Source organism: Virgibacillus siamensis, assembly GCF_900162695.1.
GTDB classification, from domain to species: domain Bacteria; phylum Bacillota; class Bacilli; order Bacillales; family Amphibacillaceae; genus Lentibacillus; species Lentibacillus siamensis_A.
The window spans coordinates 1,084,543-1,100,463 of record NZ_FUIH01000007.1; the positions used below are offsets into that span (position 1 = coordinate 1,084,543).

The 15,921-nt window shown below is 40.4% G+C and carries 13 protein-coding genes; all 13 read left to right on the plus strand.

Annotated features, from left to right (window positions below):
• The first annotated feature begins 106 nt into the window (after nucleotides 1–106).
• The 13 genes from xerC to rimP all read left to right on the plus strand — a co-directional run bounded on the left by xerC (nucleotide 107) and on the right by rimP (nucleotide 15,916).
• Nucleotides 107–1,051 (plus strand): tyrosine recombinase XerC, encoded by a 945-nt coding sequence (gene xerC / locus B1K71_RS09140; protein WP_077326173.1) that lies wholly within the window; start codon nucleotides 107–109, stop codon nucleotides 1,049–1,051.
• Entirely contained in the window at nucleotides 1,041–1,586 is a 546-nt protein-coding gene (gene hslV / locus B1K71_RS09145; RefSeq protein WP_077326175.1) for an ATP-dependent protease subunit HslV, read from the plus strand. The genes xerC and hslV overlap by 11 nt, the downstream gene beginning before the upstream one ends.
• 20 nt (nucleotides 1,587–1,606) lie before the next feature.
• Nucleotides 1,607–2,998 carry an HslU--HslV peptidase ATPase subunit gene (gene hslU / locus B1K71_RS09150; RefSeq protein WP_077326177.1) on the plus strand — a complete coding sequence of 464 codons (1,392 nt, stop codon included), beginning with the start codon at nucleotides 1,607–1,609 and terminating at the stop codon, nucleotides 2,996–2,998.
• Between the two features lie 27 nt (nucleotides 2,999–3,025).
• A complete protein-coding gene (codY, locus tag B1K71_RS09155) occupies nucleotides 3,026–3,805 on the plus strand; it encodes a GTP-sensing pleiotropic transcriptional regulator CodY (protein ID WP_077326179.1) in 780 nt (259 codons plus the stop codon).
• Nucleotides 3,806–4,148: 343 nt separating this feature from the next.
• A complete protein-coding gene (gene rpsB, locus B1K71_RS09160) occupies nucleotides 4,149–4,928 on the plus strand; it encodes a 30S ribosomal protein S2 (RefSeq protein ID WP_077326181.1) in 780 nt (259 codons plus the stop codon).
• Between the two features lie 89 nt (nucleotides 4,929–5,017).
• Nucleotides 5,018–5,902, plus strand: a complete 885-nt coding sequence (tsf, locus tag B1K71_RS09165; RefSeq protein WP_077326183.1) for a translation elongation factor Ts — start codon at nucleotides 5,018–5,020, stop codon at nucleotides 5,900–5,902.
• Between the two features lie 91 nt (nucleotides 5,903–5,993).
• On the plus strand, nucleotides 5,994–6,719 hold the full coding sequence (gene pyrH / locus B1K71_RS09170) for a UMP kinase (protein WP_077326185.1): 726 nt from the start codon (nucleotides 5,994–5,996) through the stop codon (nucleotides 6,717–6,719).
• Nucleotides 6,719–7,276, plus strand: coding sequence for a ribosome recycling factor (gene frr, locus B1K71_RS09175; protein WP_077326187.1), 558 nt, complete (start codon nucleotides 6,719–6,721; stop codon nucleotides 7,274–7,276). The genes pyrH and frr overlap by 1 nt, the downstream gene beginning before the upstream one ends.
• A gap of 575 nt (nucleotides 7,277–7,851) precedes the next feature.
• A complete protein-coding gene (locus B1K71_RS09180; protein WP_077326189.1) occupies nucleotides 7,852–8,613 on the plus strand; it encodes an isoprenyl transferase in 762 nt (253 codons plus the stop codon).
• Between the two features lie 15 nt (nucleotides 8,614–8,628).
• Nucleotides 8,629–9,429, plus strand: coding sequence for a phosphatidate cytidylyltransferase (locus tag B1K71_RS09185; RefSeq protein WP_077326191.1), 801 nt, complete (start codon nucleotides 8,629–8,631; stop codon nucleotides 9,427–9,429).
• A gap of 71 nt (nucleotides 9,430–9,500) precedes the next feature.
• Nucleotides 9,501–10,763: an RIP metalloprotease RseP gene (gene rseP, locus B1K71_RS09190; RefSeq protein ID WP_077326193.1), complete on the plus strand. Its 1,263-nt coding sequence runs from the start codon at nucleotides 9,501–9,503 to the stop codon at nucleotides 10,761–10,763.
• A gap of 123 nt (nucleotides 10,764–10,886) precedes the next feature.
• Nucleotides 10,887–15,182, plus strand: a complete 4,296-nt coding sequence (locus tag B1K71_RS09195; RefSeq protein WP_077326195.1) for a PolC-type DNA polymerase III — start codon at nucleotides 10,887–10,889, stop codon at nucleotides 15,180–15,182.
• A 263-nt stretch (nucleotides 15,183–15,445) separates the two neighbouring features.
• On the plus strand, nucleotides 15,446–15,916 hold the full coding sequence (rimP, locus tag B1K71_RS09200) for a ribosome maturation factor RimP (protein ID WP_077326197.1): 471 nt from the start codon (nucleotides 15,446–15,448) through the stop codon (nucleotides 15,914–15,916).
• Nucleotides 15,917–15,921: the final 5 nt, after the last annotated feature.

Here is a 15,921-nt window from a genome sequence, read left to right on the forward strand (position 1 = left end):
TTGCCGGGTTGAAGGCAATTCAGAATTTTATTATAATTTTGTTAAGTTTATTGCTTTTCACTTTTGAATATGTTATGATTTATTCGCTGTTTGGCGGGGTGAAAAATTGAATACTTTTAAAGCATATTGTGAAGCTTTTGTTGAATACCTGCAAATCGAAAAAAATGCTTCGCCCTATACCGTTAAATATTATGTGAAAGATTTAGAAAACTTTTTTGACTTTTTAAATGCAGAAGGGGTTGCAGGACTGGAACAGGTTGATACCAAAGTTGTCCGTGTTTACTTGACAAATTTGCACGATCATAAGCTGAGCAGGCGCACTGTATCCAGAAAAATTTCCAGTCTCCGAAGCTTTTATAAGTTTCTGGAGAGGGAAGACTATGTGAAAACGAATCCCTTTTTACAAATAAAACTTCCAAAAGCCAGTAAACCGATTCCTGGGTTTTTATTTCAGGAGGAATTAAAGAAGTTGTTTGAAGTTAGTGATTTAACGGATCCTTTAGGGCAAAGAGACCAGGCAATTTTGGAAACTTTCTATGCGACAGGATTACGTGTCAGCGAATGCCAGGGTTTACGGCTGAAAGATATTGATTTTTCTGTTGGCACCATGTTTATTAAAGGTAAAGGGAATAAGGAACGTTATATTCCATTTGGACGTTTCGCCGAAATTGCCCTTGAAACTTACATACATGATGGAAGGAATCGACTTTTGCAAAAATGCCGGGACACACCCGATTATGTATTTCTGAATGCAAAAGGAAAACCGCTGACTGCCAGAGGAATGCGATTGGTTCTTAACAAGATGGTGGAACGAGCGGCTTTAACCGTGCACGTCCACCCGCATAAACTCCGTCATACATTTGCAACACATCTGCTGAATGAAGGAGCGGATTTGCGAGGGGTACAGGAGCTGCTGGGACATGAGAATCTGTCAGCAACACAAATATACACACATGTGACGAAAGATCGTTTGCGAAGTGTATATATGAATAGCCATCCCAGAGCGAGTGGCCATAATTCTGTTCAAAGAGGTGATCATCGTGGCGAATGAATTTCATGCCACAACTATTTTTGCCATTCAGCATAAAGGACAATGTGCCATGAGTGGCGATGGTCAGGTTACATTGGGAAATGCTGTAGTCATGAAACATAAAGCCCGAAAAGTACGTACTTTATTCAACGGGAAAGTTTTAGCGGGATTTGCCGGTTCCGTCGCAGATGCTTTTACGCTTTTTGAGAAATTTGAAGGGAAGCTGGAGGCATTCGATGGAAATCTGGCAAGAGCATCTGTTGAATTAGCGCAAGAATGGCGTAGTGATAAAGTACTTCGGAAGCTGGAAGCAATGCTGATTGTCATGAATAAGGAAAAGATGTTTCTGGTTTCCGGGACCGGTGAAGTAATTGAGCCTGATGACGGGATACTCGCAATTGGCTCGGGTGGAAATTATGCATTGAGTGCCGGAAGGGCTTTAGTCAGATATTCAAATGATTTAACCGCGAAAGACATTGCCCGGGCGGCACTTGAGGTTGCCGGTGAAATATGTGTCTATACGAATGATCGTATAACATTAGAGGTAATTGATTAATAAGGAGGCCTTTGTTACCAATGGCAATTGATTACACTCCAAAACAAATTGTGGGTCAATTAGATAAATATATAATTGGTCAGAACAATGCCAAGAAATCAGTGGCTGTTGCACTGCGAAATCGCTATCGGCGTATGAAACTGGATGATTCCATTAAGGAAGAGATCGTCCCGAAAAACATCCTTATGATAGGACCGACAGGAGTAGGTAAAACAGAGGTTGCCCGACGACTTGCGAAGCTGGTAGGCGCCCCTTTTGTAAAGGTGGAGGCGACAAAGTTTACCGAAGTGGGCTATGTTGGCCGGGATGTGGAATCGATGGTTCGTGATCTCGTTGAAATGTCACTGCGAATGGTCAAGGAAGAGAAAATGCATGAGGTTGAAGGTCAGGCTGAGAAGGAAGCAAATAAGCAGCTTGTCAAAATGCTTGTACCTCAGGCAAAGAAGCAGAACAACATGAAAAACCCATTTGAGATGCTTTTCCCTGGTCAGTCAGAAGAGAATGATGACGAGGCTGAACCGAAAGATGAAGAGATCAAAAACAAACGCAATCGGATTGAACATCAGCTTGCATTGGGTGAACTTGAAGATCATATTGTAACGGTGGAAATCGAGGAAACCCCGCCTTCTATGTTTGATATGCTGCAAGGTTCGGGTATGGAACAAATGGGTATGAATATGCAAGATGCTTTTGGGCAATTTATGCCGAAAAAAAAGAAGAAACGTAAACTTTCTGTATCAGAGGCAAGAAAAGTTTTGACACAGCAGGAAGCACAAAAGCTTGTTGATATGGAAGAGGCATCACAGGAAGCGATACAACGTGCTGAACAATCCGGTATTATCTTTATTGATGAAATCGATAAAGTTGCTGCAAAACAGGATAATTCAGCAAATGTATCACGAGAAGGTGTCCAGCGTGATATCTTACCAATTGTGGAAGGTTCAACAATTGTAACGAAGCAGGGACCGGTGAAAACGGATCATATGCTTTTTATCGCCGCGGGGGCTTTTCATATGGCAAAACCATCTGATTTGATTCCTGAACTGCAGGGGAGATTTCCGATCCGGGTAGAACTGGATAAATTGTCCGTGGATGATTTCAAGCGAATATTGAAGGAACCTTCCAATGCATTGCTTAAACAATATACAGCATTGCTTAAAACTGAAGGTATAAATGTCATTTTTACAGACGAAGCTATAGATAGACTGGCAGAAATTGCATATGAAGTAAATCAGGAAACAGATAACATCGGTGCCAGAAGACTCCATACCATTTTGGAGAAACTTTTGGAAGATTTATCATTCGAAGCACCTGATATAAATATGGAGAAGATTGATATTACCGGTGACTATGTGGATAAAAAATTAAGTACTATTGTAAAAAACAAGGATTTAAGTCAATTTATATTATAAATCGAATTATCGAAATGGAGGATTATTATGGAACTTTTAGATCGAGCAAGAAAAATCAACGCAATGCTGCAGAAAGCCACAGGAAAATCGGTAAACTTTAATGAGATGTCTGCATCACTGAGGGAGGTTATCAAGGGAAATATTTTCATCCTCAGCAGACGCGGTAAATTACTTGGATTTGCGATCAATCAGGAAATTGAAAATGATCGTATGAAAGCAATGCTGGAGGACCGACAGTTTCCGGAAGAATATACGCAGGGACTTTACGGAATTTATGAGACTACAGCAAACCTTGATATTGACAGTCCGTATACCGCATTCCCTGTTGAAAACCGTGAACTGTTTAAAAATGGTTTAACAACTATCGTGCCAATCATTGGCGGCGGTGAACGTCTGGGAACATTGGTGTTAAGCAGACTTACTGATAGTTTCAGTGATGATGATTTATTGTTGGCAGAATATGGTGCAACCGTTGTAGGCATGGAGATTCTTCACGAAAAAACGGAAGAAATCGAAGTGGAAGCACGAAGCAAAGCGGTTGTTCAAATGGCAATCAGCTCATTGTCTTACAGTGAACTGGAAGCAATTGACCATATCTTTGAGGAATTGAATGGAAATGAAGGGCTGCTTGTTGCTAGTAAAATAGCTGATAGAGTCGGCATTACCCGTTCGGTTATTGTAAATGCACTGCGTAAGCTGGAAAGTGCCGGTGTTATTGAATCACGTTCACTTGGAATGAAAGGAACTTACATTAAAGTTCTAAACGATAAATTTCTTGTTGAACTTGAAAAACTGAGATCAAGATAAGTTTTCAATGGTTAACCAATATACTGGATTTGCTAAAAGGCAATTCAAAGTAAAGTGGCCCTCTCTTCAAAGTGAGGGCTGCTTTTATATTATGTGATAGGGTTGTTTGCTGTATGCATGTAGTGTCTATATGAATCCGATAAGCTAAATCGCATATTAATGCTTGATTGCCATGAGTTGATATGATATATTAATTTTTGGTGTAAGACTATGTTCATCTGTCGAAAGTGAACTAGTTATAAAACACACGTCCGGTGATCCATATAAAAGGTGCCATTTATAAATGGTTTTTATTTGGAAATGACCTGGTCGGAGGAAAAAAACCATTTAGGAGGAATATTTTATGTCAGTAATTTCGATGAAACAATTGTTGGAAGCTGGTGTGCATTTTGGTCACCAGACTCGCCGTTGGAACCCGAAGATGAAAAAATATATTTTCACTGAACGGAACGGCATTTACATCATTGACCTGCAAAAAACGGTTAAAAAGGTCGATGAAGCTTACAAATACGTGAAAGATATCGCTGCAAACGGCGGTTCCATTCTTTTCGTAGGTACTAAAAAGCAGGCACAGGAATCTGTTCGCGATGAAGCAACGCGTTCCGGCATGTTCTACGTGAACCAACGCTGGTTGGGCGGTACGCTAACGAACTTCCAGACAATCCGTAAACGTATCAACCGTCTTAAAGACATTGAGCGTATGGAAGAGGATGGAACATTTGAAGTACTTCCTAAAAAAGAAGTTGTGGAATTGTTGAAAGAAAAAGACCGTCTTGTTAAGTTCCTTGGCGGTATTAAAGAAATGAACAAGCTTCCTGATGCAATGTTCGTTATTGACCCGCGTAAAGAACGTATTGCTATCGCCGAAGCACATAAACTAAACATTCCGATCATCGGAATCGTTGATACGAACTGTGATCCGGATGAAATTGACTATGTTATTCCAGCTAACGATGATGCCATTCGCGCTGTTAAACTGCTGACGTCCAAAATGGCAGATGCTATCCTGGAAGTGAAGCAAGGCGAAGAAATGGAAGAAGTTCAGGAAGTTGAAGGTGAAGAGCAGCCTGAACCGGCAGAAAAGAAAGCAGCTGTCGAAAACACCGCTGAAGACAACGAGTAATAGTGTACAGTGAAAGGTGATAAGGGGGATTAAGCCTTTTATCACCTTTTTTCGGAAAAGAATCATTGGAAATATAAGGAGGATTTACGATGGCAATTACTGCAAAACTGGTTAAAGAACTTCGTGAAAAAACTGGTGCCGGAATGATGGATTGTAAAAAGGCATTACAGGAAACAGACGGTAATATTGATGAAGCAATTGATTTTCTGCGTGAAAAAGGTATGGCGAAAGCAGCTAAAAAAGCAGACCGCATTGCTGCAGAGGGATCTGCATATATTGAAGTTGCAGGAAATACTGCAGCACTGATTGAGGTAAACTGTGAAACAGACTTTGTAACAAAAAATGATCAGTTCAAAAATCTGCTTTCTGAACTAGGTAAGCATATTGTAAGTGAAAAACCAGAGACTGTAGAAGAAGTACTGCAGCAAAAGCTTCATGGCGATGGAGACACGGTGGAAACTTATATTAATTCTGTTGTTGCCAAGATTGGTGAGAAGATTTCACTTCGACGCTTTGCACTTGTAAACAAAACAGATAGCGATGCTTTTGGCGCATATCTCCATATGGGGGGACGCATTGGTGTGCTGACACTTCTGGAAGGGACTACTGACGAAGCTGTCGCTAAAGATGTTGCAATGCATATTGCGGCCGTAAACCCACGTTACGTTTCACGCGATGATGTATCTGAAGAAGAAGTTCAACGTGAACGTGAAGTGTTGAAAACACAAGCATTGAACGAAGGTAAGCCTGAGAATATCGTTGAAAAAATGGTCGAAGGGCGCCTGGGCAAATTCTTTGAAGAAATATGCCTGCTGGATCAGAACTTTGTTAAAGATCCGGATCAAAAAGTTAAAAAATACGTTGCTGATAAAGGTGCTTCCGTAAAATCATTCAGCCGCTTTGAAGTCGGTGAAGGAATGGAAAAACGTGAAGAGAATTTTGCCGAAGAGGTTAAGAGCCAAATGAAAAAATAGTGGCTTTAAAATAGGGAACAGTATGTTGTTCCCTATTTCACTAGTTTTTATCTTTATTTAAAAACAATATAAAATCTCTATGGAGGTAATTATGACGACAGCTCAGTACCGTAGAATTGTGTTAAAGTTAAGTGGAGAAGCATTGAGCGGCGAGCAAGGCTATGGCATTGAACCTCAAGTAATTCAGTCCATCGCTTCCCAAATTAAAGAAGTAGCGGAATTGGGAGTGGAAGTGGCTATCGTTGTTGGCGGAGGTAATATATGGCGTGGCAAAGTTGGCAGTGAAATGGGGATGGATCGTGCCACAGCAGATTATATGGGCATGCTGGCAACGATCATGAACTCCCTTGCACTCCAGGACAGTCTTGAAAATATTGGCATCGAAACCCGTGTTCAAACATCCATTGAGATGCGGCGGGTTGCGGAACCGTATATCCGAAGAAAAGCAATTCGACATCTGGAAAAGAAACGCGTCGTTATTTTTGCTGCCGGAACTGGTAATCCATACTTCTCTACTGACACTACTGCCGCTTTGCGGGCTGCAGAAATTGAAGCGGAAGTTATCCTGATGGCTAAGAATAATGTGGATGGTGTATATTCAGATGATCCGAAACAAAATAAACAGGCTCAAAAGTACTCAGAAATTTCATATTTGGAAATGCTGAATGAAGGGCTTGGCGTAATGGATTCCACTGCATCTTCATTATGCATGGACAATCACATTCAGTTAATTGTCTTTTCGATTATGGAAGAAGGTAATATTAAACGTGTGGTCCAAGGTGAAACCATTGGAACAACCATAAGGGGGACTAAATAATGGCAGGCGGAATTTTGAAAGAAACTCGTGAAAAAATGAATAAGGCAGTGCAGGCGTTTAGCAGAAACCTGGCAACTGTACGGGCTGGCCGTGCCAATCCATCACTTTTGGATAGTGTTTATGTTGACTATTATGGTGCTACAACACCACTAAATCAACTTTCAACAGTATCTGCTCCGGAGGCAAGGCTGCTTGTTGTAACTCCTTTTGACAAGTCATCCATTGGTGATATTGAAAAAGGGATTCAAAAAGCTGATTTGGGAATCTCTCCTTCAAGTGATGGAAATGTTATTCGCATAAATATTCCGGCTTTAACTGAGGAGCGCCGCAAAGAACTTGTCAAAGTTGTTGGAAAGTATACGGAGGAAGCAAAAGTACAGGTTCGGAATATACGCCGTGATGCCAATGATCAATTGAAGAAAGAAGAAAAAGACAACAATATGTCTGAAGATGAACTTCGTGATGAACAGGATAACGTACAGAAAGAAACAAACAATCATATTGATAAAGTCGATGAACTGGCAAAACAAAAAGAAAATGAAATTATGGAAGTTTAAATAGGTCTACTTGATTTGATAAGAAGCTGAGGCTGGGACATATCAAAAACGTGTAATTCAAAAGATGAACTATTAGGAAGTTAGCGGAGGAATATATGCGCAGACTCCTGCGGGGCTGGTGAATCCCCGCAATGTGCAGGCATATGGAGTCACAGTAACCATCCGCGGAAAGCGAAGTGAATTTCCGGAGGGTTATATACTCCATTACCTAATAATTGTTCAGGTTTTCTTTTGATAAACACTTTGTCCCGGCCTCGTTCCTTTTTCAGCATCAAATTTATGATGAACTGTTTAAAATATAAGAAAAACCTGTTTGATATGTGTTATTATGAAACAAGTTTTTCTTGGATTTTAAGGAAATCATTATAAAAATTTGGCTAATATAGTGATATAATAGTATTTCATCATAATAGGATAGTATAACTAATTCTTTTTTCCTTTATGTTAGAGAAATACATACTTCATGCTTCGGTATTGCCATTAATTCCTGACGATAAATCAGGTTTTCTAATGATTATCATTGATGGATTGTATAAGGAATATAAGGATAAACAACCCAATTCGGAGGACCAACGATGTCATTTAAATTTCCCTTTTTTAAAAATAAACAAAACATAAAAGACGACCATTTCGCTTCGGATAATATCCCGAATCATGTTGCTATAATCATGGACGGAAACGGCCGTTGGGCGAAAAAACGAGGTCTCCCGCGGATTGCCGGACATAAGGAAGGTATGGATGTAGTTAAAAAGATTGTAAGAGCTGCCAGTAAATGCAATGTTAAAATACTTACGCTTTATGCTTTTTCCACAGAAAATTGGAAGCGTCCAAAGTCTGAGGTGGAGTACCTGATGAAGCTTCCAAAAGAATTTTTACATATTTATCTGCCTGAAATGATGGAGAATAATGTAAGAATCGAAACAATTGGAGATTTCGATGCACTTCCCGATCATACTAGAAAAGCAGTCCAGTATGCGAAAGATCAGACGAAAGGTAATGATGGATTATTATTAAATTTTGCTTTAAACTATGGTAGTAGGTTTGAAATTATGCGGGCCGTAAAACAGCTAATGGCTGATATTGATTCCTCTGAACTATCGATGGATACCGTAGATGAAAATACATTTTCGGAATACTTGTATACGAAAGGATTATCCGATCCTGATTTATTAATCCGAACAAGCGGTGAACAGCGGTTGAGTAACTTTTTGTTGTGGCAGGTTGCCTATTCGGAGTTCTGGTTCACAGATGTGTTATGGCCGGATTTCTCAGAGGAAATTTTCAAAACAGCCCTCCAGGACTATCAGCAGAGAAAGCGACGCTACGGAGGTATTTAAGGTGTTGGAAATGATATGAAACAACGCACTATAACAGCAATCTTAGCATTCATCATTTTCATTCCATTTGTCATATTTGGCGGAATGTATTTTAAGTTGTTTGTTTACTTTCTTGCAACTGTTGGACTCATTGAATTAATGAGAATGCGCGATATCAGTAAATATTCAGTACCATCATTTCTTGCCGTCATTCTGCTTTGGTTAGTCCTTTTGCCGGAAGAAACTGCAACGGATATTGTTCCGGTGGTTTGGTTTACAAAATCCGAAATCATTATGCTGTTTGTACTGATTCTGCTGTCATATACAGTACTTGTTAAGAATAAATTTACTTTTGACGATGCAGGCTTTATATTGCTTGCGACTATTTATATTGGTATGGGTTTTTATTATTTGCTGGCAACACGTAATGGCGTTGAAATTCAAGGTCTTATCAATATTTTTTATGTTCTTATTATTATCTGGGTAACAGATACTGGTGCCTATTTTGCTGGACGGGCATTCGGAAAGAAGAAGCTGTGGCCGATGATCAGCCCGAACAAAACGATTGAAGGGGCAATCGGCGGTGTTGTGGCAGCCTGCATTACCGGGGTGGTTTTTCAACTGATTGTACCACTTTCCTCTATGATCGGTGTCATCATAGTTACGATACTTGTTTCTATTTTTGGACAAATCGGCGATCTGGTGGAATCCGCATTTAAGCGTCACTATGGTGTGAAGGATTCCGGCGATTTACTTCCGGGCCATGGTGGAATTCTGGATCGGCTCGATAGTTTATTGTTTGTGCTGCCGATATTACACTTTATCAATTTCTTTTAAGTTGATGGAAAACCCTGGTATGAATCAAAATCAAATTTATTCCCGGACAAACTAAAGGAAGGTGCGTCTGAATGACTACTGTAATCGCGTTTATATTTATGTTTGGCCTGCTTGTATTCATACATGAGCTTGGCCATTTGATTTTTGCAAAACGAGCTGGAATGCTGGCCCGTGAATTTGCGATCGGTTTCGGTCCAAAAGTTTTTGCTTTCACAAAGAATGAAACGGTCTACACGATACGTCTGCTTCCGGTGGGAGGATATGTACGGGTAGCCGGGGAGGATCCGGAAATTGAGGATTTAAAACCCGGACAGCATATTGCACTTGAATTTAACGAAGCGGGAAAAGTAAATAAGATTATTGTCAATAATAAGTCAAAGCATCCGAATGCTCGTGTGATGGAGGTATCGAAGGCAGATTTAGATCATTCCTTAACCATCGATGGTTTTGAAGTTGATGAGGAAGATCAGCCATTACATTTTGACGTTGATCCAAAGGCATTTTATGTGATGGATGAAAAGGAAACGCAAATTGCCCCTTTTGATCGTCAGTTTGCTTCCAAAAGCGTTGGAAAACGTGCGATGCAACTTTTTGCCGGTCCAATGATGAATTTTGTGCTGGCAATTATTCTGTTTATTATTATTGGGATGGTACAGGGAGTGCCGACAGATGAAGCTGTGATCGATGAGGCGGTTCCTGATACACCGGCTGCTGAAGCCGGGTTCGAGCATGGCGATGAAGTAATTAAGGTCGATGAAAATCCAATCTCAACCTGGGATGAATTTACGGCTATTATTCAAAAAAGTGCCGGAGAGGAACTCAATATGACCGTAGAACGGTCAAATGGTGAAACGGATCAGATTACAGTTGTTCCGGAGAAAATGGAAATTCAAGGCAGAACATATGGACAATTAGGTGTTACCCATATGTTTGAAAAAACGTTTGCCGGTACATTTAAGTACGGGTTTGTGAAAACGTATGATACGACCAAACTTATTCTGACGAACCTGGGAATGCTTGTAACCGGACAGCTTCCGATTGAAACACTGTCAGGACCGGTTGGAATATATGATGCCACAGATAAATTTGTGGAAGCCGGTTTCTTTACCTTTCTGATGTGGACAGCAATTTTGAGTGTTAACCTTGGAATTGTTAACCTTGTACCATTGCCGGCGTTGGATGGCGGCAGATTGTTATTTGTCGGGATTGAAGCTGTACGAGGAAAACCGATTGATCCCCAAAAAGAAGGAATGGTTCATTTTATCGGATTTGCATTATTGATGTTATTAATGATTGTTGTTACATGGAATGACATTCAACGGCTATTTCTATAAGAAGGATTCTTTCAAAAATGGATTAATCGAACATTTAAAATAACAGAACCCTTGTCTGCTTCATGACAAGGGTTCTCATACTTCAGATAAGCTTTTACCTATTATTGCCAGGAGGAAATGGTAATGGATATTACAAAAAAAGAGAAAATGGAATTGTTGCTGGAGCAATTGAATATCGGGGAAAATGATGTATTGGAATATTTTGCTGATAGTCAGTTATTAAAACTCGAAGTACATAAACAAACCAAGACATGGCATTTTCATATTATGGTTCATAAACTGTTGCCAATTGAGACGTACACTTTGCTGTCAACGAAGTTAAAGGAAACATTCGGTCAATTTGCCAATTCAGTGGAACTGACACTTCATACAAATGAAAAGCAATGTGATCATGCAACTATTTGTGATTACTGGAAATTATTTCTGCAAAATACGTCCAATTTATCGCCTGCATATAAGGATCTGGTGTTTAACCAAATTCCGGAAGTGAACAATAATAATCTTATGTTAACTGCGAGAAATGAGGCGGAAGGCAAAGCGTTAAAAAGACGTTTGGAAAAAGAATTTCAGCTTTTTTGCACACAAATCGGCGCCCCTAAGTTTTCCTTGTCTGTCAATGTTAAGACGGAAATGGCTGACATTGAGAAATTCCGGGAACAAAAGGCACTCGAGGATCAGCAGTTGGTTCAAAAAACTGTAATGGAAAAAGAAAAACGTGACAAAGAAAGACAGAGTAAAGAACATGACCAGCCGTTGATGATTGGATATAAAATACAGGATGAGCCAATTCATATGGATGAAATTCAGGATGAAGAGCGACGGGTTACAGTACAGGGCTATGTCTTTTCCGCTGAAATCCGCAAACTCCGCTCGGGAAGGAGCCTTCTTATTGCAAAGGCAACAGATTATACAGATTCATTATCCATTAAGATGTTTTCCAAGGGTGATGAAGATGCGGAGAAATTTGAGCAGCTGAAGACCGGAATGTGGATTAAGGCGCGTGGAAGCATTCAGACAGATATGTATACGAATGAACTTGGCATGATGGCGAATGATATACACGAAGTCAAAGTGGAGACAAGAAAAGACATTGCTCCGGAAGATCAAAAAAGGGTTGAATTACATGCACATACGACAATGAGTCAGATGGATGCTGTCGTATCCCCTTCAGCATTAGTTGAAAAGGCAGCCTCATGGGGACATAAAGCTGTGGCCATTACCGACCATGCCGGTGTTCAAGGGTATCCGGAGGCGCATGCTGCCGGGCAGAAGCATAATATTAAAATTCTTTATGGTGTCGAGGCGAATTTGGTCGATGATGGTGTTCCAATTGCGTACAATGAATCAGATATGGAACTGGAAGACAGTACATATGTTGTATTTGACGTAGAAACCACAGGACTATCTGCTGTCTATGACACAATAATTGAACTTGCCGGTGTCAAAATTCATAAGGGGGAAGTCATTGACAAGTTTGAGGCATTTGCCAATCCACACCATCCATTATCACAGACAACGATTGATCTGACCGGAATTACTGATGATATGGTGAAGGATGCACCGGAAATTGGTGATGTGCTGAAAGATTTTTATGCGTGGATGGAAGATAGTATCCTTGTTGCGCATAATGCAAGTTTTGACATTGGATTTTTAAATCAGGGCTTTAATCGAATTGACTATGATAAAGTTAAAAACCCTGTAATTGATACTTTAGAACTTGCTCGATTCTTATTTCCGGAATTAAAGAACCACCGGCTTAATACGATGTGTAAGCATTTGGATATTGAATTGACACAGCATCACCGGGCAATCTATGATGCAGAAGCAACAGGCTATCTGCTTTGGAAATTGGTGCAAGGATTGCTGAAAAAGGAAATAACAAATCATATACACTTGAACGATCATATGGGAGAAGGTAACGCATATCAGCGTTCACGTCCATTTCACTGCACCCTGTTAGCCAAAACACAAGAGGGCTTAAAAAACATTTATAAGCTTGTCTCCCATGCTCACATTGATTACTTCTATCGGGTGCCGCGTATCCCCAGGTCTCTTTTGCAGAAATACAGGGAAGGGATACTTGTGGGCTCGGGGTGCGATAAAGGAGAAGTATTCGAGACGATGATGCAAAAATCGGCGGATGAGGCAGAAAAGGCAGCCGAATTCTATGATTTTATTGAAGTACAGCCGCCATCAAATTACGCACATCTTGTTGAAAAAGATCTGGTGCAGAATGAAGCACAGATTTTGGACATTCTCAAAAAGCTCACTAAACTTGGGGAACGCATGAACAAAATGGTTGTAGCAACAGGAAACACACATTATATTGAGGGACATGATAAATTGTACCGTCAAATTCTGATTGCTTCTCAGGCGGGTAATCCGTTGAACCGTCAGACGCTTCCTGATACACCTTTCCGGACTACCAATGAAATGCTGGATTGCTTCGGTTTCCTTGGTGAAGAAAAAGCAATTGAAATTGTTGTAACCAATACAAATAATCTTGCGGATGAAATCGATGAATTGTCACCGGTTAAAGATGGACTATATACCCCAACCATCGAGGGCGCTGACGAAGAAATGCGCAATCTTTGTTATACAAGGGCCAAAAATATTTACGGTGAACCGGTCCCTGATATTGTAACCGATAGACTGGAAAAAGAGCTGTCAAGTATTATTGGACACGGTTTTTCCGTAATTTATTTAATATCTCATAAACTTGTAAAAAAATCATTAAATGATGGATATTTGGTAGGTTCGCGTGGGTCTGTGGGTTCCTCACTTGTTGCAACAATGACGGAAATAACTGAAGTGAACCCGCTGCCGCCGCATTACGTATGTTCAGAGTGCCAGCATCATGAATTTATAACAGATGGCTCAATCGGCAGTGGTTTTGATCTGCCTGATAAGGATTGTCCAAATTGTCATATACCGCTGACAAAGGATGGACAGGATATCCCATTTGAAACATTTCTCGGCTTTAAAGGGGATAAAGTTCCTGATATTGACCTTAACTTTTCCGGTGAATACCAGCCAAGAGCGCATAATTATACAAAGGAATTGTTTGGCGAAGATAATGTTTATCGTGCAGGAACAATAGGTACAATTGCTGAGAAGACGGCATATGGCTATGTGAAAGGATATGCTTCGGATAAGCAGCTGGTATACAAGAATGCGGAAGTGGACAGACTTGTTCAGGGATGCACCGGCGTAAAACGGACAACTGGCCAGCACCCTGGTGGGATTATCGTTGTGCCTGAGGATAAAGAAATTTTCGACTTTACGCCAATTCAGTTTCCGGCAGATGACCGGAAAAGTGAGTGGAGGACTACACATTTTGATTTCCATTCCATTCACGATAATCTGCTGAAGTTAGATATTCTTGGACACGATGATCCGACCGTGATCAGGATGCTTCAGGACTTGAGCGGAATCGATCCAAAGACAATTCCGACAGATGATGAGGAAGTTATGAAAATCTTTTCAGGGACTGAATCGCTTGGTGTCACTTCCGATCAAATTAATTGCACAACAGGAACATTAGGTGTCCCTGAATTTGGTACCAAGTTTGTACGGCAAATGCTCGAGGATACGAAACCATCCACATTTGCTGAACTTGTTATTATTTCCGGTCTCTCCCATGGTACAGATGTTTGGCTTGGAAATGCCCAGGAACTAATAAATGATGGTATCTGTGAATTGCCGGATGTTATCGGCTGCCGTGATGATATTATGGTTTATTTAATGCACAAAGGTTTGGAATCCTCACTCGCCTTTAAAATCATGGAGTTTGTCCGCAAAGGAAGAGGATTGCAGGACGAATGGATTGATGAAATGAAAAAGCATGGCGTGCCGGATTGGTATATAGAGTCATGTAAAAAGATAAAATACATGTTCCCGAAAGCGCACGCCGCCGCATATGTACTGATGGCAGTACGGATTGCTTATTTTAAAGTGCATTATCCGATTTACTTTTACGCTGCATATTTTTCCGTTCGCGCGGGGGATTTTGAACTGGATACAATGTGTAAAGGTTCTGATGTGATCCGGAAGCGGATTGAAGGCATTGTACAAAAAGGGAATGATGCTTCCCCGAAAGAAAAGAACCTGTCAACGGTACTGGAGGTTGCACTCGAAATGTGTGAACGCGGTTTTACATTCCGGAAAGTGGATCTTTACCAATCAAAAGCTTCTGAATTTATTGTTGATGGCGATTCGTTAATTCCTCCGTTTAATGCAGTAGACGGATTGGGTACAAACGCAGCGATAAACATTGTCAAAGCAAGAGAGGATGGCGAATTTCTCTCGAAGGAAGATTTGCGTGAACGCAGCAGAATTTCCAAAACTGTTTTGGAATACCTGGATAATCATGGTTGTCTGGATGGCATGGCTGAGAAGAATCAATTATCACTGTTTTAGCCACTTGCATAGTCGGGGGAAACAACGATATGACTTGCATGGCTGCTGTGATTATGATATAGTTTTCATTGGTAAGTAATGATACGAACGGTTAAAGGAGTGGGGAACCCCACTCCTTCTTCATACTGCTATCCTTGTACTAACCCCCCTTGCCACCTTTTCGGCAGGGGTTTTGTATTAAATAGGGACAAAATGCAAATGAATTGGGGTATGATGGTTCATAATAAGTAATACCATACAATTGAATAGAGGAGGGTAATTTGTTGAGTTCCAGTATTGTGAACATGACAGAAGAGTTAGTTAAACCCATCTTACAGGAAGAAAATCTTGAATTAGTTGACATTGAATATGTGAAAGAAGGGAAAAATTGGTTTCTTCGCGTTTATATTGATAAAGACGACGGAGTTGACATTACAGAATGTGGTTCTGTTTCCGAAAAATTAAGTGAGAAACTTGATGAAACAGATCCGATTAAAGAAGCTTATTTTCTGGAAGTTTCATCACCGGGCGTTGAACGTCCGCTAAAAAAGAAAGCAGACTTTGAAAAAAACATCGGCAATAATGTCTATGTAAAATTATATGAACCAATCAACGGTGAAAAAGAATACGAAGGAACGCTGAAAGGTTTTGCCGATGATTTTGCTGAAATAGAGTTCATGGTTAAAACCCGCAAAAAGTCTGTGGAAATTCCGTTCGATAAAATTGCAAAAGCAAGATTAGCAGTAAAGCTATAAAGGGG

Coding starts and splice junctions, on each gene's coding strand:
- codY (WP_077326179.1), top strand. CDS start 3,026: ATGGAACTTTTAGATCGAGCAAGAAAAATCAACGCAATGCTGCAGAAA.
- rseP (WP_077326193.1), top strand. CDS start 9,501: ATGACTACTGTAATCGCGTTTATATTTATGTTTGGCCTGCTTGTATTC.
- rpsB (WP_077326181.1), top strand. CDS start 4,149: ATGTCAGTAATTTCGATGAAACAATTGTTGGAAGCTGGTGTGCATTTT.
- hslU (WP_077326177.1), top strand. CDS start 1,607: ATGGCAATTGATTACACTCCAAAACAAATTGTGGGTCAATTAGATAAA.
- frr (WP_077326187.1), top strand. CDS start 6,719: ATGGCAGGCGGAATTTTGAAAGAAACTCGTGAAAAAATGAATAAGGCA.
- B1K71_RS09195 (WP_077326195.1), top strand. CDS start 10,887: ATGGATATTACAAAAAAAGAGAAAATGGAATTGTTGCTGGAGCAATTG.
- B1K71_RS09180 (WP_077326189.1), top strand. CDS start 7,852: ATGTCATTTAAATTTCCCTTTTTTAAAAATAAACAAAACATAAAAGAC.
- B1K71_RS09185 (WP_077326191.1), top strand. CDS start 8,629: ATGAAACAACGCACTATAACAGCAATCTTAGCATTCATCATTTTCATT.
- tsf (WP_077326183.1), top strand. CDS start 5,018: ATGGCAATTACTGCAAAACTGGTTAAAGAACTTCGTGAAAAAACTGGT.
- pyrH (WP_077326185.1), top strand. CDS start 5,994: ATGACGACAGCTCAGTACCGTAGAATTGTGTTAAAGTTAAGTGGAGAA.